Annotated in this window: 21 protein-coding genes and 1 other annotated feature (1 of these 22 cut by a window edge); of the genes, 14 read left to right on the plus strand and 7 right to left on the minus strand. The window is 38.6% G+C overall.

Annotated features, from left to right (window positions below; all coding sequences use genetic code 11):
• The first annotated feature begins 1 nt into the window (after position 1).
• Positions 2-253, plus strand: coding sequence for a CsbA family protein (locus tag AC3RV6_RS03690; protein ID WP_489748113.1), 252 nt, complete (start codon positions 2-4; stop codon positions 251-253).
• Positions 254-301: 48 nt separating this feature from the next.
• Here AC3RV6_RS03690 and AC3RV6_RS03695 read toward each other — a convergent pair whose 3' ends face one another.
• Both AC3RV6_RS03695 and AC3RV6_RS03700 read right to left on the minus strand, forming a co-directional pair.
• A complete protein-coding gene (locus AC3RV6_RS03695) occupies positions 302-610 on the minus strand; it encodes an AzlD domain-containing protein (RefSeq protein ID WP_489748114.1) in 309 nt (102 codons plus the stop codon).
• A complete protein-coding gene (locus AC3RV6_RS03700; RefSeq protein ID WP_489748115.1) occupies positions 610-1,335 on the minus strand; it encodes an AzlC family ABC transporter permease in 726 nt (241 codons plus the stop codon). Before AC3RV6_RS03700 ends, AC3RV6_RS03695 begins: the two co-directional genes overlap by 1 nt.
• A gap of 136 nt (positions 1,336-1,471) precedes the next feature.
• Here AC3RV6_RS03700 and AC3RV6_RS03705 point away from each other — a divergent pair, with 136 nt between their 5' ends.
• The 7 genes from AC3RV6_RS03705 (at position 1,472) to AC3RV6_RS03735 (ending at position 13,676) form a co-directional block, all read left to right on the plus strand.
• Positions 1,472-2,077 (plus strand): TVP38/TMEM64 family protein, encoded by a 606-nt coding sequence (locus AC3RV6_RS03705; RefSeq protein ID WP_489748116.1) that lies wholly within the window; start codon positions 1,472-1,474, stop codon positions 2,075-2,077.
• 126 nt (positions 2,078-2,203) lie between these two features.
• Positions 2,204-5,689 (plus strand): helicase-exonuclease AddAB subunit AddB, encoded by a 3,486-nt coding sequence (gene addB / locus AC3RV6_RS03710; RefSeq protein ID WP_489748117.1) that lies wholly within the window; start codon positions 2,204-2,206, stop codon positions 5,687-5,689.
• Entirely contained in the window at positions 5,682-9,374 is a 3,693-nt protein-coding gene (gene addA / locus AC3RV6_RS03715) for a helicase-exonuclease AddAB subunit AddA (RefSeq protein ID WP_489748118.1), read from the plus strand. Before addB ends, addA begins: the two co-directional genes overlap by 8 nt.
• The gene (locus AC3RV6_RS03720; protein WP_489748119.1) at positions 9,371-10,537 is read left to right on the plus strand and encodes a DUF418 domain-containing protein; all 1,167 of its coding nucleotides are present in this window, start codon (positions 9,371-9,373) and stop codon (positions 10,535-10,537) included. The genes addA and AC3RV6_RS03720 overlap by 4 nt, the downstream gene beginning before the upstream one ends.
• Before the next feature lie 76 nt (positions 10,538-10,613).
• A complete protein-coding gene (locus tag AC3RV6_RS03725; protein ID WP_489748120.1) occupies positions 10,614-11,513 on the plus strand; it encodes a fumarylacetoacetate hydrolase family protein in 900 nt (299 codons plus the stop codon).
• 63 nt (positions 11,514-11,576) lie between these two features.
• Complete coding sequence (locus tag AC3RV6_RS03730) at positions 11,577-11,960, plus strand: YisL family protein (protein WP_489748121.1); 384 nt, start codon at positions 11,577-11,579, stop codon at positions 11,958-11,960.
• A gap of 270 nt (positions 11,961-12,230) precedes the next feature.
• Positions 12,231-13,676, plus strand: coding sequence for an alpha-amylase family glycosyl hydrolase (locus AC3RV6_RS03735; protein ID WP_489748122.1), 1,446 nt, complete (start codon positions 12,231-12,233; stop codon positions 13,674-13,676).
• A 110-nt stretch (positions 13,677-13,786) separates the two neighbouring features.
• On the opposite strand, the gene AC3RV6_RS03740 is transcribed toward AC3RV6_RS03735, so the two are convergent.
• The 3 genes from AC3RV6_RS03740 to AC3RV6_RS03750 all read right to left on the minus strand — a co-directional run bounded on the left by AC3RV6_RS03740 (position 13,787) and on the right by AC3RV6_RS03750 (position 16,969).
• On the minus strand, positions 13,787-15,112 hold the full coding sequence (locus tag AC3RV6_RS03740) for a CoA-disulfide reductase (RefSeq protein WP_489748123.1): 1,326 nt from the start codon (positions 15,110-15,112) through the stop codon (positions 13,787-13,789).
• Between the two features lie 11 nt (positions 15,113-15,123).
• Positions 15,124-15,987 carry a DegV family protein gene (locus AC3RV6_RS03745; RefSeq protein WP_489748124.1) on the minus strand — a complete coding sequence of 288 codons (864 nt, stop codon included), beginning with the start codon at positions 15,985-15,987 and terminating at the stop codon, positions 15,124-15,126.
• Positions 15,988-16,153: 166 nt separating this feature from the next.
• On the minus strand, positions 16,154-16,969 hold the full coding sequence (locus AC3RV6_RS03750) for a Cof-type HAD-IIB family hydrolase (protein WP_489748125.1): 816 nt from the start codon (positions 16,967-16,969) through the stop codon (positions 16,154-16,156).
• A 137-nt stretch (positions 16,970-17,106) separates the two neighbouring features.
• On the opposite strand from AC3RV6_RS03750, the gene AC3RV6_RS03755 reads away from it, so the two are divergent.
• The 3 genes from AC3RV6_RS03755 to AC3RV6_RS03765 all read left to right on the plus strand — a co-directional run bounded on the left by AC3RV6_RS03755 (position 17,107) and on the right by AC3RV6_RS03765 (position 20,533).
• Entirely contained in the window at positions 17,107-17,877 is a 771-nt protein-coding gene (locus tag AC3RV6_RS03755) for a prolyl oligopeptidase family serine peptidase (RefSeq protein WP_489748126.1), read from the plus strand.
• A 50-nt stretch (positions 17,878-17,927) separates the two neighbouring features.
• The gene (locus tag AC3RV6_RS03760; protein ID WP_489748127.1) at positions 17,928-18,236 is read left to right on the plus strand and encodes a metal-sulfur cluster assembly factor; all 309 of its coding nucleotides are present in this window, start codon (positions 17,928-17,930) and stop codon (positions 18,234-18,236) included.
• 146 nt (positions 18,237-18,382) lie between these two features.
• Complete coding sequence (locus AC3RV6_RS03765; protein ID WP_489748128.1) at positions 18,383-20,533, plus strand: ATP-dependent Clp protease ATP-binding subunit; 2,151 nt, start codon at positions 18,383-18,385, stop codon at positions 20,531-20,533.
• Positions 20,534-20,626: 93 nt separating this feature from the next.
• On the opposite strand, the gene AC3RV6_RS03770 is transcribed toward AC3RV6_RS03765, so the two are convergent.
• A complete protein-coding gene (locus AC3RV6_RS03770; protein WP_489748129.1) occupies positions 20,627-20,809 on the minus strand; it encodes a DUF2929 family protein in 183 nt (60 codons plus the stop codon).
• Between the two features lie 188 nt (positions 20,810-20,997).
• On the opposite strand from AC3RV6_RS03770, the gene AC3RV6_RS03775 reads away from it, so the two are divergent.
• The 3 genes from AC3RV6_RS03775 to AC3RV6_RS03785 all read left to right on the plus strand — a co-directional run bounded on the left by AC3RV6_RS03775 (position 20,998) and on the right by AC3RV6_RS03785 (position 23,581).
• On the plus strand, positions 20,998-21,930 hold the full coding sequence (locus AC3RV6_RS03775) for a beta-ketoacyl-ACP synthase III (protein ID WP_489748130.1): 933 nt from the start codon (positions 20,998-21,000) through the stop codon (positions 21,928-21,930).
• A gap of 67 nt (positions 21,931-21,997) precedes the next feature.
• Positions 21,998-23,236 carry a beta-ketoacyl-ACP synthase II gene (fabF, locus tag AC3RV6_RS03780; RefSeq protein ID WP_489748131.1) on the plus strand — a complete coding sequence of 413 codons (1,239 nt, stop codon included), beginning with the start codon at positions 21,998-22,000 and terminating at the stop codon, positions 23,234-23,236.
• A 51-nt stretch (positions 23,237-23,287) separates the two neighbouring features.
• Positions 23,288-23,581 (plus strand): YuzI family membrane protein, encoded by a 294-nt coding sequence (locus AC3RV6_RS03785; protein WP_489748132.1) that lies wholly within the window; start codon positions 23,288-23,290, stop codon positions 23,579-23,581.
• Here AC3RV6_RS03785 and trpS read toward each other — a convergent pair.
• Positions 23,538-24,524, minus strand: a complete 987-nt coding sequence (gene trpS / locus AC3RV6_RS03790; protein WP_489748133.1) for a tryptophan--tRNA ligase — start codon at positions 24,522-24,524, stop codon at positions 23,538-23,540. The genes AC3RV6_RS03785 and trpS overlap by 44 nt on opposite strands.
• 62 nt (positions 24,525-24,586) lie before the next feature.
• Positions 24,587-24,606 (minus strand) — a binding site (T-box leader); it runs 212 nt beyond the window's last position.

Below are 24,606 nucleotides of genomic sequence, written 5' to 3' on the forward strand. Positions count from 1 at the left end.
GATGGAGTTATTTGAAACAAAGTTAATTCTTGCGATAATTATGCCTGCTCTTCTAGTTGTCTTTTTTACGCGGGTTACGTTTCATCATGTAGTTGGGTTAATATTAACAGTCGCGCTCATCGCAGCATCGGTTTATGCAGGTTTCACGCATAACTGGGTACTGTATTTGGCTGATGCTTTGTCGTTAACGGCGGGGTTTTGGTATTCAACTAGAATGGTTAAACGAGCACGTAAAAATATAGGTGCAGAATAAAATGAACCCACTCCTGTTTATTGGGAGTGGGTTCATTTTTATGTTTTATCAAATAAAATAACTGTAAATAGCAAGTGCACCAATTGTACCCAATACGACGGTCATGACGCCGCCACCTAAAATAGCAATTCCAAATGCAACAATGGTGCCGATGATGCCGAATAAAATATTGCCTTCTTGAACAAATAAAATAGCTGGAAAAATAAGTGCGCCGAGTACTGCATAAGGAATATTTTTAAGTACACCTGAAATAACAGGTGGTAATTCTTTACCTTCAAGATACGTAAGTGGAATCATGCGCGGGATGTAAGTAACGAGCATCATGCCTAAAATCATCCACCAATAAGTTGCGCCCATTATTCTTCCTCCCTTCGATTATAAGCTGTTTCGACAGTTTTACCCCGTCTAGCATAAACAATTTCTATAATAATTGAAGAAGCGAGAGTGGCAACAAGTATTGCCCAGCCTGTTGATAGTGCGCCTGAAAAGTAGAGTAGGCAGTGGATAGCAGCTGCGAGTCCGGCTAGCATGACAATTTTACGATTGCCTTTCATCGATGGTACGAGTAACCCTACGAACATTGCATAAAGTGCGATGGACATAGCTGCTTGAATAAAGAGGGGTAAATTTGCCCCGATTACATGACCAACCGCTGTAAAGGAGAACCAACTTAGATAGGCGATAAAGGTAACGCCAAATGCGAATGAAGTAGAAACTTTTTCTTTGTTATTTGTCGCTAGAACTGAAAAAGTTTCGTCTGTTATTCCAAATGCGTAAACCCCTTTTATCCACCGTTTTTCGGGTTTCATCTTTTCGTTTAATGAAGCTGTCATTAAAAAGTGTCTAATATTGACGACAAACGTATTTAAGACGATAAGTATCGGGTCTACAGCGGCTGTAATTAAGCTAAGTGCTATGTATTGAGCAGCGCCAGCAAAGACAAAAACACTCATTGCTGTAGCTTCAATAATGGAAAGGCCTGCAGATTTTGCAAGAAGTCCAAATGTGAGTGCTATAGGAAAGTAGCCGATAGCGATACTCATACCGGCTTTAACACCGGTTAAAAATTCGTTTTTCTTCATTTTGTCACATCTTTCTAAGATATATTTTATAATTATACTATAGTTTTATGCTTTAATGGGTATATATAGGTATTAGGCTATTTTCTTATTTATAGTTGAATATATACTTAATGTTTAAGTAGTGAGGGTGAATGGAATGAATGAGTGGTTTGAAGTTGATAATATTATTGAATTGTCGCAGCAGTATAAAGCGCTTGGTCCATTGATAGGATTACTCTTTCCTTTCATTGAATCCTTTCTGCCTTTTTTACCTCTTTTTGTCTTTGTTTTTGCAAATGCGAGTGCTTACGGCTTATGGCTAGGCTTTGCTTTATCTTGGGCGGGAACAACAGCGGGATCGTATGCGGTATTCATATTAATCAGAAGGTACGGACATATACGGATTTTTCGTTTTATAACAAAAGGTGCACGTGTTCAGAAATTGATTAAATGGGTTGATCGTAATGGTTTTGGACCTTTGTTCTTATTTATATGTTTTCCTTTTACACCATCTGCACTTGTTAATTTAGTTGCTGGTTTATCGGGAATGAAGAAAACTCATTATTTATTTACACTGATGGCTGGTAAGTTTGTGATGATCTTTACGATTAGTTTTATCGGTTCAGATTTAAAGGCACTTCTGACTCAGCCGATTCGGACAGCGATTGTTATAGCTGTAATCGTTTTGTTGTGGTTTGTTGGTAAATGGTTTGAGCGTCGATTAGATAAAAAACTAGCAGCTGAGATTATAGAAAGTGAATAATATTCCTTTTTTATTAATAGAAATAAATTGTAATATCTATAATCGTTTCCCGTCAGACCTTTCTTTCGTTACAATAGAAAGATAGTGTGACGGGTTTTTTTATTGTTTTGAAAGGAGGAGTTCGCTATGTCATTACGATTTATTACAGGTAGGTCTGGGGCTGGAAAAACGACATTTATTCAGCAGGAAATTGCGGAGGAATTAGAACGACAGCCGTTAGGTGCGCCGATTATTGTTCTCGTGCCAGATCAAATGTCTTTCTCTGTTGAACATAGTTTATCAGTTAAGTATGGGTTAAACGGAATGATACGCGCACAAGTATCTACTTTTAAACGGCTTGCGTGGCGTGTGCTACAGGAAACGGGGGGCATTACACGTAAAGAAGTGGATGGGTTTGGTTACCGTATGCTTGTTCGAAGTGTGCTTGAAGAGAATCAAGAGGAATTTAAATTATTCAGACAAGCAGCTAGTAAGCGGGGATTTACTGAACAAATAGGGGATCTATTAAAAGAATTTAGTCGTTATTGTTTAGACTTTAATACGATGACTGAGTTACATACATCGCTAGAAGCCATGCATGCACCTCGGACATTAATTGATAAGGCAAGTGATTTAGCACTTTTATTAACTAAAATTGAAGAACGCCTAGGCACAGCATATGTCGACAGTGAAGGACATTTGGCGTTACTCGCTTCGCAAATTAAGTATGCAGATTTCTTACATGGAGCGTCTATCTATATTGATGGATTTGAAAATTTCACGACAAGGGAATATGAAATACTTACTGAGTTGTTGAAATTTGGGAATCGTGTCACAGTTGTTTTACCGATGGAATCAGACTTGACTGGGTACGGTGATCATGAGCTCTTTTTTAATCCTGTCCGAACTTCTCTTCGATTAAGAGATGTAGCGAAGGTTGAGTCTGTAGAGATTGAAGAAGATGTTCATTTAACAGATGCGCTTAGGTTTAATAATGGGGATTTAAGGCATTTAGAAACTCATTTTGATAGTTATCCGACAGTATCACGGGAATCAGAGGGATGCGTATCATTTATTGAAGCGGCGGATCGAAGAGCTGAGGTTCATGCTGTTGCTAGGGAAATACGCTTGTTGATGAGGTCTGGAAAACGTTACAAGGATATTGCAATATTGTATAGACAACCAGAAGTTTATGATGAATTATTTGAAACAATTTTCCCTAATTATGAGATTCCTTTGTTTATTAGTCGGAAAAAGCCGATGTTACACCATCCACTTATTGAGTTTGCACGTTCAGTTTTAGAAGCCGTAACATCTGGTTGGTCGTATGAATCGGTGTTCCGTGCAGTTAAAACGGATTTGTTTTTTCCACATGGGGAAGATAAAATCATTTGGCGTGAACGTGCGGATCGACTGGAAAACTATGTTTTAGCACACGGCATACAATACAGTTCTCGTTGGTTTGATGATGAACGCTGGCGTGTGAAGAAGTACCGTGGACTTGAGCTGCATACGACTGTGCAGACGGATGCAGAACTTGCACAGGAGAAGGACTTGCATTTAATACGCGATGAAATTAGGGAGCCGTTAATGGCGTTTGAAAAGCGGTTGAAAGCTGCAAAATATGGCCGTGATGTTGCAGAAGCTTTGTTTCTCTTTATGGAAAACTTACATGTGTATGAAAAAGTTATTGACTTACGTGCTGCTGAAGAGCGTGCGGGTCGACTTCTAGGGGCTACTGAGCATGAGCAAGCATGGAATGGCTGGATTAATGTACTAGACCAGTTTGTACTGATGTTCGGTGAGAAAGAGATGAATCTAAGTGATGCGGCTAAGATACTAGATGAAGGGCTTGATTCGCTAGAATTCACACGCATTCCGCCGGCGTTGGATCAAGTAACAGTGTCGACAATTGAAATTTCGAGCTTAATGAATATAGATGCCGTTTTTGTCATTGGCGTAAGTGATGGTGTGCTGCCACAGCGTGTGGATAGTGAAGGGATTTTGTCGGATGCGGATCGTGAATGGTTTACAAAACTTGGCTTTGAGTTGGCACCGACATCTAAAATGAAATTAATGGATGAAACGTTTATGGCTTACCGTGCATTTACGGCAGCGCGTGAACGATTATTTATAACTTATCCTGTGGCAGATGAAGAAGGTAAAGCGATTATTCCATCGTTGTATATCGCAAGAATCGGACAAGTTTTACCGGGGACTAAAACAACTTATGCCGTCACTGATCCTTCAGATTTAACGGAGGAGATAGATCCGTTTGCGTATATTAGTCATCCACGTGCTGCACTACCGCATGTAGCGATGAAGTTAAAGCTATCAAAAAAATCAGGGGAAATGGCAAGCGAGTGGCGAGCTGTCTTAGCTTATTATGAGCGAGATCCTTATTGGAAATCTGTTATCAATCGAATTCGTCGACCAATGGACGTTCAAAATGATGCGGAACGTTTGCGACCGGAAATGACTGCAGGTCTTTACGGGGATTCTTTCGTATCAAGTGTGTCACGAGTCGAATCTTATTATAGTTGCCCTTTCCAACATTATGCTTCATATGGGCTTGGACTTCGTGAGCGTTCGGAATATAAATTAGAAGCACCTGCGATTGGGGATTTATTTCATGCAGCGCTAAAATGGGTCTCTGACGAAGTAATGAGTCTAGGAAAATCGTGGGCAGAGTTATCCAAAGAAGAATGTTGGTCTTTAGCGAGGAAAGCAGTAGATGAAATTACACCATATTTCTTTAATCGAATTTTATTGTCTACAAGTCGTTATTTATATATTAAGCGTAAATTAAAACAAATTATTCAGCGCACGATTTACTCACTCAATACGCAGGCGAAAGTAACAACTTTCAAACCGATTGCAATTGAGGCTGGATTTGGTCCTGGGGAGGATTTACCATCCTTAGAAATCCCGCTACGAAGAGGGGACTCGATGAAGTTACGTGGTCGAATAGACCGGATTGACGCAACGAAAATTAATGGCCGTAATTATATTCGAGTTGTAGATTATAAATCTTCCGCCCGAAATTTAGATTTAACAGAAGTGTTGCATGGTTTATCACTGCAAATGATGACCTACTTAGATGTGGCGCTGGAATTTGCGGATGATTTATTGGGTTTCGATGCAGAACCTGCAGGACTGTTGTATATGCATGTGCATAATCCGATGATTCGGCCGGATTCTGAACTGACGCCTGCTTTACTAGAAGCAGAGATTGCTAAGTCTTATAAAATGACTGGATATTTGTTAGAAGATACGTCTGTAGTTGAAGCGATGGATGCTGATATAGGTCGATCATCAGCGATTATTCCTGCAGCATTGAAAACAGATGGTTCATTTACAAAAGCTTCTAAAGTATTGTCGACTGATGATATGAAAATGATGCGGTCCTATGTAAGAACGCGTCATAAGTTAGCTGGGGATGCGATGTTGGTGGGGGATACCCGTGTCTATCCTTATAAGTTGCGTGATCGGATGCCTTGCCAATTTTGTCCGTATCGTTCGGTTTGTCAGTTTGATCCGACAGACCCAACTCAAAAGTATCGCCAGTATGATGTGTTAGATCCTGAAGAATCACTCGATAAAATGCGGAAAGAGGTGGACTTAGATGAATGAAATACCTATAAAACCTGAAGGCGTAACGTTTACTGATGCACAGTGGAAAGCGATTTGGGCTTCGGGAAAAGACATTCTCGTATCTGCCGCCGCTGGTTCGGGTAAGACGAAGGTCTTAATTACAAGAATGATTGAGAAGGTTATAAATGAAGAAAATCCGATTGATGTTGATCAGCTACTTGTGGTGACATTTACAAATGCCGCTGCTGCTGAAATGAGACATCGAATGGCGGAAGCGTTGGAAGAGGCAATTGTGGCAAATCCGTCTTCGATTCATTTACGTAGACAGCTTAATTTATTGAATAAAGCTCAAATCTCTACATTGCATTCTTTTTGTCAAAATGTTGTGCGTCAATACGCTTATTACCTAGATATTGATCCTGGTTTTAGGCTTGCGGATAGTACAGAAGCGGCTCTCCTCCGTGATGACGCGATAGGGGAAGTACTAGAGGAAGCTTATGGTGCGGAAAATCCAGAAGCGATGTACCGCCTTGCAGATAGTTTTACGTCGGATCGTGATGATCAGTCAATAGAGAAACTGATTGACCGGTTATATGATTACGCTCGTGTCCATCCATCGCCTGAAAAATGGTTGCGTGCCATTCCGGCGCAGTATGAAATTGAAGATGTGAAAAGCATAGATGACTTGGGGTTTATTGATTCTTTAAAAGTCTCTATAAGACATTCGCTTGAAGAAGCGGCTGCACTAACGGGAGATTTAAAGCGTATGGCAGAAATGCCTGAAGGACCTGAACCACTTGTGGCTACTGCTGAAATGGATCTGTTGTGGATTGATGAAGCAATTCGACGAATAACTGAAGGGTCTTGGGAAGATACGTATACATTTTTCGGGACACTGAAATGGGCACGTGCTGGGGCGATTAAAAAAGACAGTTGTGATGAAGAACTGGCAAAAAGAGCGAAAGCCATTCGGGACGCTGTGAAGAAAGTTGTTAGTGAAGTAAAAGATGCTTATTTCATAAGACCGCCAGCACGTTTACTCACGGAAATCACGTTAATGGCGCCTGCTATGAAAACATTAATAGAGCTAGTTATTGATTTTAGCAAACGTTTTGAACAAGTGAAAATTGACAAAGGAATGCTTGATTTTTCAGATTTAGAGCATTATGCGTTGCAAATTTTGTCGCGTGAAGAAGAGGGTGTACTTGTGCCTTCAGATGTTGCACTTGATTATCGAGAACGATTTGCTGAAGTTCTTGTAGATGAATATCAAGATACAAATTTGTTACAGGAGACCATTGTTGGGCTTGTGAAAAAAGGTAGCGAAATAGACGGAAATTTGTTTATGGTGGGCGATGTCAAACAGTCGATTTATGGGTTCCGCCTTGCCGAACCACAGTTATTTCTCGGGAAATATAACCGTTTTACGGATAAAGGCGATTCAACAGGTTTGAAAATCGATTTGAATGCTAACTTTCGAAGTCGAAAAGAAGTGCTTGATGCGACAAATTTTATATTTTCACAAGTAATGGGTCAGCGCGTTGGAGAAATTGATTATGATGATGCAGCAGCTTTAAAGTACGGCGCAAATTATCCTGAAAAAGAAGCAGCTGCAGATTTAGTCATTCTATATCCAGATGATGAAGAAGATGATTTAGAAGTAGAAAATATAAAGAGTTCACAAGCTGAAGCGCGTTATATGATTAAACAAATAAAGGCATTGATGGATTCGGGTGCAGAAGTAACAGACGGGTTTAGTGATAAACGGAGACCACTTGAATACCGTGATATCGTCATTTTGATGCGTTCGATGACTTGGTCTGGAGAAATTGTTGAGGAATTTAAGTTAGCAGATATACCGATATATGCGAATTTATCGCGTGGCTACTTTGATGCACTAGAAGTGATGATTATGCTAAACACACTGCGCGTGATTGATAATCCGTATCAGGATATTGCGCTTGCTTCGGTCCTCCGTTCTCCATTTATCGGGATGACTGAAAATGAGTTGGCAGGTATTCGGCTTGCTGCGAAAAACGAGCCTTTTTATGAAGCGTTAAAACGATTTATTGCGATAGGCGGCGTGGGTGTTGCACCGGTAACGCAGGAGAAATTACAGCGGTTTTTTACGCAATTTGAAGATTGGCGTAATTTAGCGCGTCGTGGTTCTTTGTCTGAATTAATATGGCAAGTGTATACAGATACGCATTATTATGAAATGGTTGGTGCCATGTCGAATGGTAAGCAGCGACAGGCAAATTTACGTGCGCTACATGACCGAGCGATTGATTATGAAAAGACCTCGTTTCGTGGATTATTCCGGTTTTTAAGGTTTATTGACCGTATGCAGAGGCGCGGTGATGATCTTGGTGAAGCACGTTCGATCTGTGAGCAGGATGATGTTGTCAGGTTGATGACGATACATTCTTCTAAGGGGCTTGAGTTCCCGCATGTATTTATCGCAGGGGCTGGCCGAAAGTTCAATAAAATGGATTTTAATGAAGCGTATTTATTCGATCAGCATTTCGGGCTTGCAGTTAAAGCGATTGACCCGGACAACAGAATTACGTATACATCGTTACCGTTTTTAGCAATCAAAGAAAAGAAGGAATTGGAAATGCGTGCTGAAGAGATGCGCGTATTATATGTTGCGATGACTCGCGCCAAAGAGCAGTTAACAATTATCGCTTCTGTGAAGGATATTGAACGAGAAATAGGTAAGTGGCAGGATGCCCAGTTGATTGATCCGACACTTATGTTACCCGATTACACTAGATCACGTGCGAATGGTTACCTTGATTGGATTGGTCCGGCAGTTGCAAGGCATCCAAGTTTTGCGAAGTTTGATGTTGTTCAGGGTGGACGATTTATCGATGATACTTCTAAGTGGAAAATCGATGCGCTGCCATTTTCGGCATTGCTTGATGTCGTTGTGGAAGTTTCTGAAGATGATGTAGTTGAAGAGAAAGTTTTGAATGTAAATGTTGTTGATGAAACAGCCTTTGCTGAAGTTCAAAACAGGTTTAATTGGACATACCCACATGAACTTTCGGTTTCGAAACGTTCAAAACAAACTGTTAGTGAATTGAAGCGGCTGGCGATTTTGGAGCTTGCAGAAAACGATCCATTCATTGAAAAAAGTGATAGTGTAAGTACGGCATATCTTCATAGTCGGCCTGAATTTATGCAAACGCGTGCTTTATCACCGGCAGAAATCGGTACAGCAATGCACACAATTATGCAACATGTAGATGTTCATAAAATGCATGATAAGATTAGTATCGATGACTTAATTGCGAAGTTAACGGATCGTCAACTGTTGACGGTGGAAGAAGCGATGGCTGTTAATGTGCCCGCAGTTGCTCAGTTTTTTGAAACAGAGGTTGGACAGCGATTGATGAAGGCAGAGGAAGTTTTCCGTGAATTGCCATTTACCTATGCGCATGACGGCGGAGATGACGATTATCAGATTTTACAAGGAATAGCGGATTGTTTATTTAAAGAAGATGATGGTTGGGTTTTACTTGATTATAAAACGGACCGTGTGAGTGGCCGTTTCGAGTCAGATGCCGAAATAGATGAAGAAATGCAGGAGCGTTACGGCATTCAGTTGAATTTATATCGGAGTGCAATCGAAGCCATTGCTAAAGTGGAAATTAAAGAAATGGTTCTTTATCTCTTTGACGGAGAGAGGACAGTACAGATTCAGGGGGCAGACAATTGAAATTAACACCAACTATTGACAATCGCATTGAAGCAATCGATTTATTGCGGGGATTTTCTTTACTAGGCATATTTATCGCGAATATGCTGTTGTTTCATACGCCTTATATTTATTTAGATCCTTTTACTTATTTTTCTACTATAAGTGATCGTGTTACGTTTCAGGGCATTGATATATTTGTACAAGGTAGTGTTTATCCGATTTTTGCGCTTTTGTTCGGCTATGGCATTAATATGCAATATGAAAAAGCGATTGCACGTGGGTCTCAATTTGCGCCTCTAATGGCAAAACGACTAGGTATTTTATTGGGCATAGGATTAATTCATGCGCTATTTATTTGGTCGGGGGATGTATTATTTACGTATGCAATTATGGGTTTCTTACTTATTTTACTTGTTCGAATTCCGGCTAAGTGGTTAACACCATTTGCGCTGCTGCTTTATATAGTTCCTACTGGGTTATTGTATTTGTTAACGCGTTTTATAATGAAAGCCAATCCGAATGCATTACTATCGGAATATGCAGATATTCAAAAAATTGAGCTTTCGATTAGTGCATTTGCTCAAGGTACATTCAGTGAAATTTTTATGTTTCGTTTTTCTGAATGGTTAGTTGTTGGATTGGGCGGCGCTATGATGGGATTTTTCATCGTGTTACCGATTATTATGTTTGGTGCTGCGTTGTCTAAATGGAAAGTAATTGAGCGGGCTGCCCAAATAAAAGGTCGTCTTGCATTAGTTGTAATAATTGGTCTCGGTTTTGGTATTTGGATGAAAGGACTACCACATAGAATGGAGCCGACAACAGATCTCGTTTTACTACAGGATACATTCGGTGGGGTAATAGTTGCTGCAGGATATTTTGGTTTGCTGTTATTATTAAGTACCGTACCTATTTTTCGAACTATACTTAGACCTATAGCTAAAGCAGGGAGGATGTCTCTAACGACATATATTTTCCAATCTATCATTGCGACAACACTTTTTTATTCGTATGGATTTGGTTTATACGGTAAAGTAGATTTAGCAACAGGAACTTGGATTGCAGTCGGTGTATTCGTAATTCAAGTTATTTTTGCGGAATTGTGGCTTTCAAAGTTTCCAATGGGGCCATTAGAATGGCTTTGGAGAAAAGGAACTTATGGAAGAAATTCATCGAAATAAGAGGTATTTCAATGTCTTTTGCCGTATTAGGTAGTGTAGATAGGCTGTAATTATTTTGAGGAGGGTGAAAGGGAAAATGAAATTATTATCGTTTCAATATGATGGCAAAACGTTATTCGGTCCGAAAGTTAAGAGAGAAGAAGCTGTGTGGGATGTTATAGCCATCGCAGAAGAATATGAAGCGAATAATTTTCCGAAAACAATTATAGAAGGTATTGCACTTGGATTTGACTTTGTTGAAGAGATGCGCAAACTCGTTGAACGTGCCGAAAAGGATGAAAATCCAACTCGTTTTAAATATGAATTTGGTAATATCGAATGGTTGGCACCTATCCCAAGAACACCTAAAAATGTTATTTGCGTAGGAAAGAATTATGCAGATCATGTAGCTGAAATGGGTGAAGATTCACCGCCAGAAAAATTAATGATATTCACAAAAGCGCCAACTGCCATTGCGGCTGATGAACAAGAGTTACCTATTCATGCAGACGTTACAAGTCATCTGGATTATGAAGGCGAACTAGCTGTTGTAATTAGTAAACGCGGTAAAAATATTCCTAAACAACAAGCGTATGATTACGTTTTCGGCTACACAATTGCCAATGACATAACAGCTCGTGACGTGCAAACGGCTCATGGCCAGTTTTTCCTAGGTAAAAGTTTTGATGGCTCATGTCCAATGGGACCGTATGTTGTAACGAAAGATGAAATCCCAAATCCACAGAATTTATCAGTTGTCACTAAAGTAAATGAAGAAGTTCGACAAAACGATAATACGAGTTCTATGATATTTAAAATTGATGAATTAATTGCAGAAATATCTAGATTCATGACACTTGAACCTGGAGACGTTATTATGACGGGAACGCCAGCAGGTGTTGGAAAAGGCTTTAATCCACCTATATTCTTGAGAAAAGGTGATACGGTTAAAATATCAATTGAAGGTATTGGTACACTTGCAAACAGTTTTATTTAAGTGACAATCCTTCCGCGATCTTTTTCGATGTGATAAGATTACTTTGATATAATAATATATGGGGTGAATATTTTGGATGCATTAGCAAATACTACACATTTTCATATTTTCGCATGGGTTGTAGGTGTTATCGTTTTCTTCGTATCATTAACGATGGCAAATGGTTCGAAAGGAAAGAAAATTACACATATGATTACACGTCTATTTTATGTGTTAATTTTACTTTCAGGAATCTTGTTGTTTATGAAGTGGCAAAGCAATGACGCTGCATTATACGGCGTTAAGCTATTACTTGGTCTATTAACGATTGTGTTTATGGAGATGACACTTGTTAAATCAAGTAAAGGTAAGAAAGCTTCAACTTTTGGGGTTTTGTTTTTCATCTTCTTAATTGCAACAATGTTCTTAGGTTTCAAACTCCCAGTCGGTATTGATTGGTTCGCTTAATAGTCAGATGGGAATTGATGTAGGTGCTATTTTATTAGTTGTTCTTATACTACTCATGGGCCTATTCGTCGTATCTGTCTATCTGTCATTTCGAAAAATGAAGAGCTAAAGTAAAAATAAAGAAGCGCTTGCTGGCAAATTGCCAGTAGGCGTTTTTTTCACATCTTTGACCTATTTAAACAGTTAACCACTGTATTCTAAAGTAAAGCATGGCGACAAAATGATTGTTTTGTTAAAATAGGAAGTGATAGTTTTTAGAGGAGGCTTTTTATGAAAGTGAATAGATGGGTTGGAATTTTGGTTTCGCTCGGCTTATTATTGTCTATAATAAATCCCCAGAGCGTCTTTGCAGAACCAAAAAAAGAACTTACGGATGAAAGTATATACGATTTGCTCGTTGACCGTTTTAATAATGGAGATGATAAAAATGATGAAGATGCTGACGCTCAAGATCCGAGTACATTTGCGGGTGGTGACTTTGCAGGGATCATCGACAGACTTGATTATATTAAAACGATGAATTTTACGATGATTTCACTTGGATCAATTTTTGAAACTGCAAAATATGATGGCAGTGAAGTACTTGATTATAGTAAAATAGAACCCCGTTTTGGAACTGAAACTGAATTTAAAGAATTTCTAGAAAATCTTCATGGTGAAAATTTAGGGGTTGTTGTAGATTTCCCATTAAGTGGTGTTAGTGAAAATCATGTATGGGCCAAAGCCGGAACAATGCCTTTCACTGCTGCTGAAGAGGGAAAGATAAATTGGGACAGTAAGGATATACAAGTGCAGGATAACTTGAAAGAAGCGATAGTTTCATTTGTAGAAGCTTATGAGTTAGATGGAATTAGACTAACAGCACTAACAGATTTCGAAGCTGATTATTTAAATGAAGTAATTAAAGCTGTACGTGAAGTAAATCCTGCTATTTACGTAATATCAAATGAAGAATCAGATGCAGATTTCGATGCAGTACCTAATCTAGAAAAAATGAATGCGTTAAGACAGTCATTTGTAAAATTTGATCCAGATACATCACCACTCGCGCTGTTTGATGATAAGGAACAAACAGACATCGTGCAACTAGATGATTTATTGGGTACTAGGTTTACATATGAAATGATTGAGAATAGGATGTTCCCGCCTGCGAGATGGCAAATAGCTGCTACAGCTTTATTTACATTACCGGGCATTCCAGTTATGCCTTATGGTTCGGAAATAGCGGTTAATGGTAAAGAAGCACCTGAAACACATCCATATTCAAACTTCAAGACAGATATGGAATTACATGACCGAATAGGAGATTTAAATTACCTTAGGAATGAATCGGCTGCACTGCGCAATGGCGATTTTGAAATGCTTCATAATAAGGATGGATTTTCAGTTTATAAGCGTAGCTCTGATGAAGAGAACTGGATAATTGTTTTAAACAATACAACTGAAACGCAAAACTTTGAAATCCCTGAAGAGTTTATCGGGGAAAATAAAAAACTTCGTGGTGTTCTTGATGGGAATTCAACACTTCAGGCTGACAGTGGCGTGTATAATGTTGTATTAGAACGAGAACTTGCGGAAGTATATATTGTTGAAGAAGATAAAGGATTTAATATGCCTTACCTAATTATTTCTATTTTGATTTATACGGTTTTTCTAGGTTTCCTATATGTACTTTTACGTAGAGGTAGAAAAAACAAGCAACAACCTAAGAAATAACTCAATAAGCCTTGAATGACAATTAGGTCATTCAAGGCTTATTTTTTGTTTAATAGGTGTTGAAATAGTCTGTTTACCTCTTGCGTGATTTTTGTGCAATCATTACGTACTTATTTTGCTTTATAACCAAGCATATTAATTGGATCTTTTGGAGAAGAGTAGGGTGGAGAATAGCTTAATTCAAGAGCGGCAAGGTCGTCGACAGTCATTTTCCCCATGATTGCGGTTGAGATTATGTCTATTCTTTTGTCCACACCTTTATCTCCAACTGCTTGTGCACCAAGAATTAGCCTTGATACACGGTCGTAGTGAACGAGGAGTGTAATATTTCCGGTGTCAGGATAATAGCCTGCGTTTGTTCTCCCTGAATGAGTAACTGTTTCAAAGTCGATACCTTCTTCTGTCAAGCTTTTAGCTGAATGTCCGGTCATTGCTGCCGTTAAGTTGAAGACTTTTGTAATTGTTGCACCAAGAAACCCGTTTATCTTAACTGGTTTTCCAGCGAGATGACGCGCGACAATAAAGGCTTGTCGATGCGCATGCCACGCTAGTTGTACTCTTTTTGGCTTTTTGGTAAACCAGTCTTTACATTCGGCAATGTCACCAATAACGTAGATGTCTGGGTCGTCAGTTTGCATATAGTCGTTGACGACAATTCCATTTGTTGGACCGACTGTTAGGCCGATATCTTCAGCAAGTTTTGTATTAGGTATGATTCCGACACTAGCGGCAATGAAGTCAACTTCTAAATTGAAGCCATTTTTCATTATCAATTTATTACCTTCAATACGTTCAATTGCATCATTAAAATAAAAATCTACACCGTGGTCTTTCATTTCATTATATAAAATATCAGTTATAGTTGGATCCATAATTTTCATAACGCGTTCATTTCGTTCAATTAAAGCCGTTTTAAGGCCTAATCTAACGAAGTTCTCTGCAAACTCGACACCAATAAAACCACCGCCAATAATTGCACATGACTTAGGTTTTTCTTCATTGATATAGTGTAAAACCTTTTCCATATCTGCATAACTTTTTAACGTAAGTAAAGGTAAATCGCCTAATCCTTTTAGTTCTGGTATTCGTGATTGACCACCTGGCGACAAGATTAACTTATCATAGTTTTCCGTAAAAGTAGCGTCTGTTTCAAGGTTTTTGATTTCAACCGTTTTGTTAATTCGATTAATTGATAAGACTTCATGCTTAATAAGCACATTAATATCACGGTCTTTTCCGAAACTTTCAGGAGAAGGACCAGCTACTTTTTTGGGGTCATCGATTAATCCACCAATGACATAAGGCATACCACAAGTGCCGTAGCCAATTTCAGATTCTCGGTCAATGAGGGTTATTGCAGCCTCAGGAACTGCACGTTTAATTTGAGAAGCGGCAGTAGATCCGCCAGCCACTGCTCCAACAATTAGTACTTTCATATAATCACCTTCTAATCTAATTTCTGATTTAATTTATTTAGGAAAAATACTGAAACAGTACCAGGTCCAGCATGTGCTCCGATAACAGAGCCAATAAGGTGCACTTCAACTTCTAGTGGATTGAACTTTTCCTCTACCATTGATTTTAGTTCGAGTGCAATCGCTTCATCATCACCGTGACTAATCGCGATTGATTGTTTGGAAATTTGATCTCCTCGTTCTTCCATGAGTTCAATAATTCTACGCAACACTTTTTTACGACCACGAAGCTTTTCAATAGGCACAAGTTTTCCGTCTGCTACGTGTAGTAACGGTTTAATATTCAAAAGTCCGCCAATGAACGCACTTGCCTTAGAAACACGTCCACCTCTAGCCATATAATCAAGGTCTTCAACTGTGAATAGATGCTCCATATGCTCGGCCATAAATTTGATATGCTGCTCAATGGTAGTAAGGTCTTTTCCGAGATTCCGAAGTTTTACCGCTTCTTTAATGAGAAGTCCTAAACCTAATGATGCACATTTCGAATCTATAATAATCAAGTTTAAATTAGGGTGTTGTTCTTTAATTTGCGCTTGAATCATAACAGCGGTGCTATAAGTACCTGATAACTCTGAAGAAAATGCGATATAAATGCCATCTTCACCTGAATTGGCAAGTTCTGTCCATTCCTCAACAAATCGTTCTGGCGAAATTTGTGATGTCTTTGGTTGTTTACCACCCCTAATTGCTTTATAAACTTCCTTGGAATCAATTTCTACAATGTCTTCATATTCTGCTTCGTCAACTAAAACATGTAAAGGAAGCAATGTTACATTATTTTCTTTATAAAATGCTAATGGCAAATCACACGCACTGTCTGCAAATATCTTCATTTTAATTCCCCCTAATGATTTGTCCTATTTTTATTTTGTTATAATTCAATCAATTTCATAATAGGATTTTATCGCCACACACCACAACATATAGTCGAGTTGAACCGTTCTCGAACAATATGTTGTGTCGTTGTAGCAAGTTAAGGTAATTATGAAATCGACTCAATTATCTTGTAAATAAACGATCGTCTAGTATTTGTGCGATGCCGTCTTCATTATTAGAAAAAGTTGTAACTTCATTGGCGATCGATTTTAATTCATCGATTGAGTTGGCCATGGCAACGCCGACGCCTGCAAATTCTATCATTTCAAGGTCATTTGTTTCATCGCCAAATGCAATTATGCGGTCTCTTGGGATGTCCATCCATTTGGAGACATGTGCAAGCCCTTCCGCTTTACTAAGTCCGTGTCTGAAAATATCAATGACATGACCCCAAGGTGATTTCCACAATCGATGATCAATGACTTCGGCATGTATATGACGGAGGTGGTTAGCGATTAATTCGACATTTTCCTCGTCTGCTTGAATGAGTAAGCTTGTAGGATTATCCTTTAGAAAGCTTTTAATGGCACCCGCATTAATTCGCGTACCTCCGAAACTAAATGCGTCTATCAGTTTTTCATCGTGGTAGTTCATATAAACATCATCCATAACTTCTGCAATGATATTATTATGTGGAAATTGCTCCATAGCCTCGACGACTTCTTTCACAACCGATAGTTTAAGCGGCTCATGAATTACTTTCCAAGAACTGTCGTTAGGTCTATGAACAAAGGCACCGTTAAAGTTAACGACTGGTGTAGTTAATCCGAGCTGTTTATAATAAGGTTCAGTTGCTCGGTAAGGTCTACCTGTTGCAATCATGACATGATGACCGTTTTCTTGCGCTTTTAATAAAGCATTTACAGTTTTAGGCGTGATTATCTTTTTATCTGTTAATAAAGTTCCGTCAAGGTCAAGAACAATTAAATGTGGTTTCAAATTTATTCCTCCTCTATTAGTATAAGTTTATCGTTAAGTTGTGATCTAAGTCAAAAAATTCTGCCAGACAATGCAACTCATTGGTATTTTAAAAAAACTTTGGTAATCTAAAATGAAGTAGGAAGGATGACTAGTTAATGATCCTAAGAGAAGAAAATTGGGGAGAAGTTCCACTATTACATGTAGTAAGCGAAGAGTTTGCCAATAAAGAAATTCCGGTTGTTGTTTTTCATCATGGTTTCATGAGTGCGAAAGAACATAATCTTCACTTTGCTTTTAATCTAGCATCGAAAGGTATTCGGGTATTATTACCAGATGCATTTCTACACGGTGCTAGAGAAGAAAATCTAGATCCTGTTCAATTGGGCTTACGTTTTTGGGAAATTGTACTCACTTCTATAGAAGAGCTTGGAATGCTTCGAGAAGAATTGTTCAAGCGCAAACTTTTAACAACGAAGAAAATAGGGGTAAGTGGCACATCACTTGGCGGCATTACATCACTAGGTATGCTTGCAACATACGATTGGATAGATGCGGCAGCGATAATGATGGGCGCACCAGGTTTTGTTGAGTTGGCTAAAAATCAAATTAGCAGTTTTGAAAAAGATGGTTTTAAAATACCGCATACTGAAAAAGAAAAGACTTTATTGTTTGAAGACTTATCGATGCTCGATTTGACGATATATCCGGCTTTATTAAATAAAAGACCGATTCATTTTTGGCATGGTCGAAAGGATGTCGTTGTTCCATTTGAGCCGACGAGTAAGTTTTATGAGTCCATAAAGGCGGATTATAGTAAGGTTCCTGAAAGATTATCTTTCACTGTGGATAATGAGGCAGGACATGTTGTATCTAGATCGGCTATGCTTGAAGCTACAAATAAACTTGCAAGTTATTTGAATGAATGAACGTCCACTGCTATGATTAATATATTAAATGAATAAGGAGTGAAATGAATATGGCTGAAGAAATGAAAGAATATTTATATGGCACACTTGAAAACGTAATCGATCCAGAATTAGGTATAGATATTGTTAACTTAGGACTTGTTTATGATGCAGAGTTAGATGATGAAGGTAAAGCAGTTATCACAATAACACTTACATCTATGGGCTGTCCGATGGCGCCACAAATTGTTTCTAGTATTAAATTAGAATTAATGGAACTTCCTGAAGTAAAAGAAGTGGATGTAAATGTTGTTTGGAGTCCACCTTGGTCAAAAGATAATATGTCGCGTTACGCAAAAATGGCACTTGGCGTTAGATAATAATAGTAAGGGCTACATGACTTGTTTCTAAGGTCTTGTAGCCTTTTTTATTTGTAAGCAATCTACTTTACAATGCCCATAATCCGTTATATTATAAAGATAGTCAAAGATAGTCAAAGTCAAATAATGAAAAAATAGAGAGGTAGATGTTTATGCGTATGGGTGGATTACAAGAAGAGGATCAACGTACACCGCTTGAACAATTTGGTCGTAACCTCGTTGAAGAAGTAAAAAAAGGGAAAATGGATCCCGTTATTGGTCGCGATGAAGAAATTAGGAATGTAATTCGTATTTTATCTAGAAAAACGAAAAATAATCCTGTTTTAATTGGCGAACCAGGTGTTGGTAAAACTGCTATTGTAGAAGGACTTGCACAAAGAATTGTAAAAGGTGATGTGCCAGATGGCTTAAAAGACAGACAAATTTTCGAGCTAGATATGAGTGCTTTAATCGCAGGTGCGAAGTATCGGGGTGAATTTGAAGAGCGCTTAAAAGGTGTTTTAAAACAAGTAAAAGATAGTGAAGGAAAAATTATTTTATTCATTGATGAAATTCATACAATTGTTGGTGCCGGAAAAACAGAAGGCGCGATGGATGCAGGTAATATGTTAAAACCGATGCTTGCGCGCGGCGAGCTTTATTGTATAGGGGCAACGACATTGGATGAATACCGTATGAATATTGAAAAAGATCCTGCACTAGAAAGACGCTTCCAACAAGTACTAGTAAGGGAACCGTCTGTCGAAGATACGATTTCAATTTTAAGGGGCTTAAAAGAGCGTTATGAACTGCATCATGGTGTAAGGATTCATGACCGCGCAATCGTTGCAGCGGCGACTTTATCAAATCGTTATTTAACAGAGCGTTTTTTACCAGATAAAGCGATTGATCTAGTCGATGAGGCGAGTGCAATGATTCGGACAGAAATCGATTCGATGCCGACAGAACTTGACGCGGTAACTCGTCGAATTATGCAATTAGAAATTGAGGAACAAGCACTTAGAAAAGAAAAAGATTCGGCAAGTAAAACTCGATTAGAGATATTGCGTGCTGAACTAAAAGAGTTAAAAGATTCTTCTTCAGGAATGCGTGCGCAATGGGATAAAGAAAAATCAGCACTAAAAGAAATTCAAGGTAAGCGCGCAGAAATGGATCAATATAAACGTGAACTTGAAGATGCTGAAAATCGTTTTGATTTAACAAAAGCTGCTGAACTTCAATACGGTAAGATTCCGGCATTAGAACTCGTATTAAAAAAGCTAGAAGAACCGCTCCAAGACAGTCAGGAAAATCGATTGCTTCGTGAGGAAGTAACAGAAGAGGAAATTGCGTCAATCGTTGCTAGATGGACAGGTATTCCGGTAACAAAACTTGTTGAAGGGGAAAGAGATAAATTACTTCGTCTCCGTGAAACATTAGAAGAACGAGTCATTGGACAAGATGATGCTGTTCAGTTGGTAACAGAGGCAGTATGGCGTGCGCGTTCTGGAATAAATGATCCATCAAAACCAATCGGCTCATTTTTGTTTTTAGGACCTACTGGCGTCGGGAAGACTGAACTTGCAAAAACGTTGGCAGCAACTTTATTTGATTCGGAAGATCATTTCATTCGCATAGATATGTCTGAATATATGGAGAAGCATAGCGTATCAAGACTTGTCGGTGCACCACCAGGATATATTGGTTATGAAGAGGGCGGACAGTTAACAGAAGCTGTGAGACGTAATCCATATTCAGTTGTACTGCTTGATGAAATAGAAAAAGCACATCCAGATGTTTCGAATATACTTTTGCAAATATTAGATGATGGACGAATTACGGATAGTCAAGGACGCGTTGTTAATTTTACCAATACAGTTGTTATTATGACGTCTAATATAGGTTCGTCATACTTATTACATGGTCTAACAGACACTGAGAATCATGCAGCTGAAGATTTGGTAATGGCTGAATTAAAAAATCACTTTAAACCTGAATTGTTAAACCGGATGGACGATATTATAATCTTCCATTCGCTTACAGGGAATACTTTTAAATTAATTACCGGAAAGATGCTTAAAGATCTCGTTAAAAGAGTCTCTGGACAAGAAGTCGAATTAACTTATACTGAAGAAGTGCTGGATTGGATTGTAGAAGAAGGCACGGATGTTGATTTTGGGGCTCGGCCATTGAAGCGTTTTATCCAACGTTATATTGAGACAGCTGTTGCGAAAGAGTTGATCTCAGGAGAACTTGGCGCTAATAAAGAAATAGCGTTATCGATGGGAAATGGAAAGTTGATCGTAGAGAATAATTAAAATGAAAATCCGTTCAGTTGATGAAAAATCGGCTGAACGGATTTTTTGTATAAAAAAACCATCCCATAGTAATGAGACGGCTTAACTTACAAATTAATGATCTGAAATTGGACCTTTTGGTAATGTTTCACCAATGATAATGATTAGAATTGCAAGAACAGCTGACACGATAGCGCCCGAAAGTAAATGGAACTCTACTGCTGCAATCGAACTAACAACATAATTTAACATAGTTACTAATAGGAATGACCAAATAAATGTAAATATATAACTCAATGGATTTCACCTCAACATTACTATTTCTTTAATTATTGTATCATAGGCTGTCCAGACCTTAAAGTAGTATTCATTTATAAATGAATTATTTTGACGAAATAGTGTCGAGCGGTTGTAAAAAGTTCATTTTTATTTTATGATTAACACCAGGTACTAATAATAGATATTAAAAGGACGGGGGATATAGAATGAGTGTAGGTTTAATAGGGGTAGGAAAATTCGTTCCGCCGAATATCTTAACAAATCACGATTTAGAAGAACGCATGGATACATCAGACGAATGGATTCGTTCAAGAACAGGTATTGAACAAAGACATATTGCAGATGATTCGATTGATACTTCACATATGGCTTTTCATGCAGCACAGGCCGCTATTGATAATGCCGGCATCGATCCTGAAAAAATTGGATTAATCATCGTTGCGACCGTAACACCAGATCAACCTTTTCCATCAGTTTCTTCAATGTTACAACATCAATTAGGTGCTAAGAACGCAGCAGCTATGGATATTTCAGCAGCATGTGCAGGTTTTATGTATGGTATTATAACGGGTAAACAATTTGTGGAAACTGGAGCTTACGACTATGTGCTTGTTGTTGGTGTAGAAAAGTTATCAAAAATTACTGATTGGGAAGATCGGAACACTGCAGTATTATTTGGGGATGGTGCTGGTGCAGCAATCATTGGTAATGTAAGTGAAGGACGAGGAATCTTATCATTTGAACTTGGCGCAGATGGATCGGGTGGTCATCTTCTTTATCAAGATACTAAACTCCGTATGAGTGGACCAGATGTCTTTAAATTTGCTGTCCGTCAAATGGGCGCAACTGCTGTTAATGTCATTACGAAAGCTGGATTAACGACTGAAGAAGTTGATTATTTAATTCCACACCAAGCGAATATTCGTATTATGGAAGCTTCACGAGAACGTCTTGGATTGCCAGTAGAGAAAGTTTCGAAAACGATTCATAAATACGGGAATACTTCTGCTGCATCAATTCCAATATCACTTGTTGATGATCTTGAGGCAGGCAAAATAAAAGATGATGATGTTATTGTGATGGTTGGATTTGGCGGCGGTTTAACTTGGGGCGGCATTTGCTTGCGTTGGGGAAAATAATATTACCTCTAAATACAGTCTGTTTTATTGTATAGAAAATTAAAAATATTGAGGGGAAGTTATATAAATGGGTTATAAACGAGTTGTTGTAACGGGTATTGGTGCTGTAACGCCAGTTGGGAATACAGCTGAGAAGTCTTGGGAGGCTGTGCTAGCTGGGAAATCAGGAATAGGCATGCTAACGAGACTAGATAGTGATCAGTTTCCGGTAAAAGTAGCAGCGGAAATAAATGATTTTGAAATAGAAGATTATATCGAGAAAAAAGAAGCGCGTAAAATGGATCGCTTTACACATTACGCACTTGCTGCATCTATTATGGCAATGAAAGATGCAGGTCTAGAAAAGCTTGATGATAAAACTGCTTTACGTACGGGTGTATGGATTGGTTCTGGTATTGGCGGAATGGAAACACATGAGCAGCAGTTTAAGATATTCCAAGAACGTGGATATCGCCGTGTTAGCCCATTTTTCGTTCCGATGATGATTCCGGACATGGCTTCAGGGCAAGTGTCTATTTATTTCGGCGCGAAAGCAGTTAATTCTTGTACGGTAACAGCTTGTGCATCTGGTACAAACTCAATCGGTGACGCATTTGAAGTAATTCGTCGCGGAGAAGCAGATGTAATGATTTCTGGTGGTGCAGAAGCGCCAATAACGACAATGGCTGTTGCAGGATTTTGTTCAAGTAAAGCACTTTCTTTAAATCCTGATCCGTCAACAGCATCACGTCCATTTGATAATGAGCGTGATGGATTTGTTATGGGTGAGGGCGCTGGGATTGTAATTCTAGAAGAATATGAGCATGCAGTTGCGCGTGGTGCGAAAATTTATGCTGAATTGATTGGTTACGGTTCAACAGGTGACGCTCATCATATTACAGCTCCAGCACCTGGTGGTGAAGGTGCTGCACGTGCAATGGTGCAAGCGCTTGAAGAAGCTGGAATTTCACCCGATAAAATTGATTATATTAATGCGCATGGAACAAGTACAGCATATAACGACCAATTTGAGACGATGTCGGCGAAGACCGTTTTTGGTGACCATGCCTATAAACTTGCAATGAGCTCGACAAAATCGATGACAGGGCATCTTTTAGGAGCTGCTGGTGGTATTGAAGCAATTTTCACATGTAAGGCACTTGAAGAAGGTATTTTGCCTCCAACAATTAATTATAAAACGGCAGATCCAGAATGTGATTTAGATTATGTTCCAAATAAAGCTAGAAAAGCTGACATTAAGTATGCGATGAGTAACTCGCTTGGTTTTGGTGGCCATAACGCGTCACTTATTTTCAAGAAAATATAAGATTATTTTAACGAAGCGCCCCCAGATCATGGGGCGTTTTTTATTTTTCAAATGAAAAAAAGTTACCCTTGTCTTAAAGGTAACTTTCTTTTCATATACTTAATAAAAAGCAAAGGAAGATGTGCAATTACACGCCTATTTTTATTTCTAATAAGCTATGGACTTCTCGTTATTAGCATATCTCACATTATTTTTTATTTTAATTATAGAACACTTGGTTATGAATGGAGCCAAGTTTTTTACTTTATTGTTCGAACAGCAGACTTTGCGCTTTTAATTATTTCAGCAATCACACTAATGATTATCGTTTTCTACCGAGCCCCATCGCGTTCTCCATCCGCTTAAGAGTTACTGTCGCAATGGCATTCGCACGTTCTGCACCATTATCTAAAATTCTGTCAAGATCATTTGAATCAAGTAGATTATAATACTTTTCTTGAATAGGTGTTAGATGATTTATAATCGCTTCAGCAACGCCAGCTTTGAAATCACCATAACGAAGCCCATCGTATTTAGAGACAAGTTCCTCGATTGTTTTATTGCTCATAGCGGCTTCAATTGTTAGTAGGTTTGCAACGCCTGGCTTGTTTTCAACGTCAAAAGTTACGATACCTTCAGAATCTGTGACAGCACTTTTTATTTTCTTTTCTATTTCTTTAGGTGTATCAAGGAGTGAAATGGTAGCACGTTTATTCGGATCGGACTTACTCATCTTCTTCAAAGGATCTTGAAGTGATTTTATGCGTGCTCCATTTTTAGGAATACGAATTTCAGGAATCGTCAATGTTTTCCCGTAACGGTTATTGAAACGTTCTGCCAGATCCCTAGTTAATTCGAGATGCTGTGTTTGATCATCTCCTACAGGAACAATGTCAGTATTATACAGTAGAATGTCAGCAGCCATTAAAGGTGGATAAGTTAGCAATGCCGAAGAAACACCTTCTTGACCTTCTGACTTGTCTTTAAACTGAGTCATTCTTTCAAGTTCTCCGATATAGGACACGCATTGCATGATCCATCCAGCTTGTGCATGTGCAGGAACTTCTGATTGGATAAACAATACTGCCTTTTCTGGATCAATTCCACTAGCAACATATAGAGCAGCTAGTGATCGAATTGTTTCTTGTAATTGTTTTGGATCCTGTTGAACAGTAATTGCGTGCTGATCAACTATACAAAATAAGCAATTAGCTTCATGTTGTAATTCAACGAACTGACGAAATGCCCCAATATAGTTCCCCAATGTTACAGTGCCAGTAGGTTGTACGCCTGAAAAAATCGTTTTCATAATCATTCTCCTCCTAATTTAAATAAAAGTTGTACGCAAAAAAGATTAGTCGTCCCCTCTAAAATAGGGACGACTAATCTTT

Source organism: Sporosarcina sp. So3-204 (assembly GCF_058068165.1).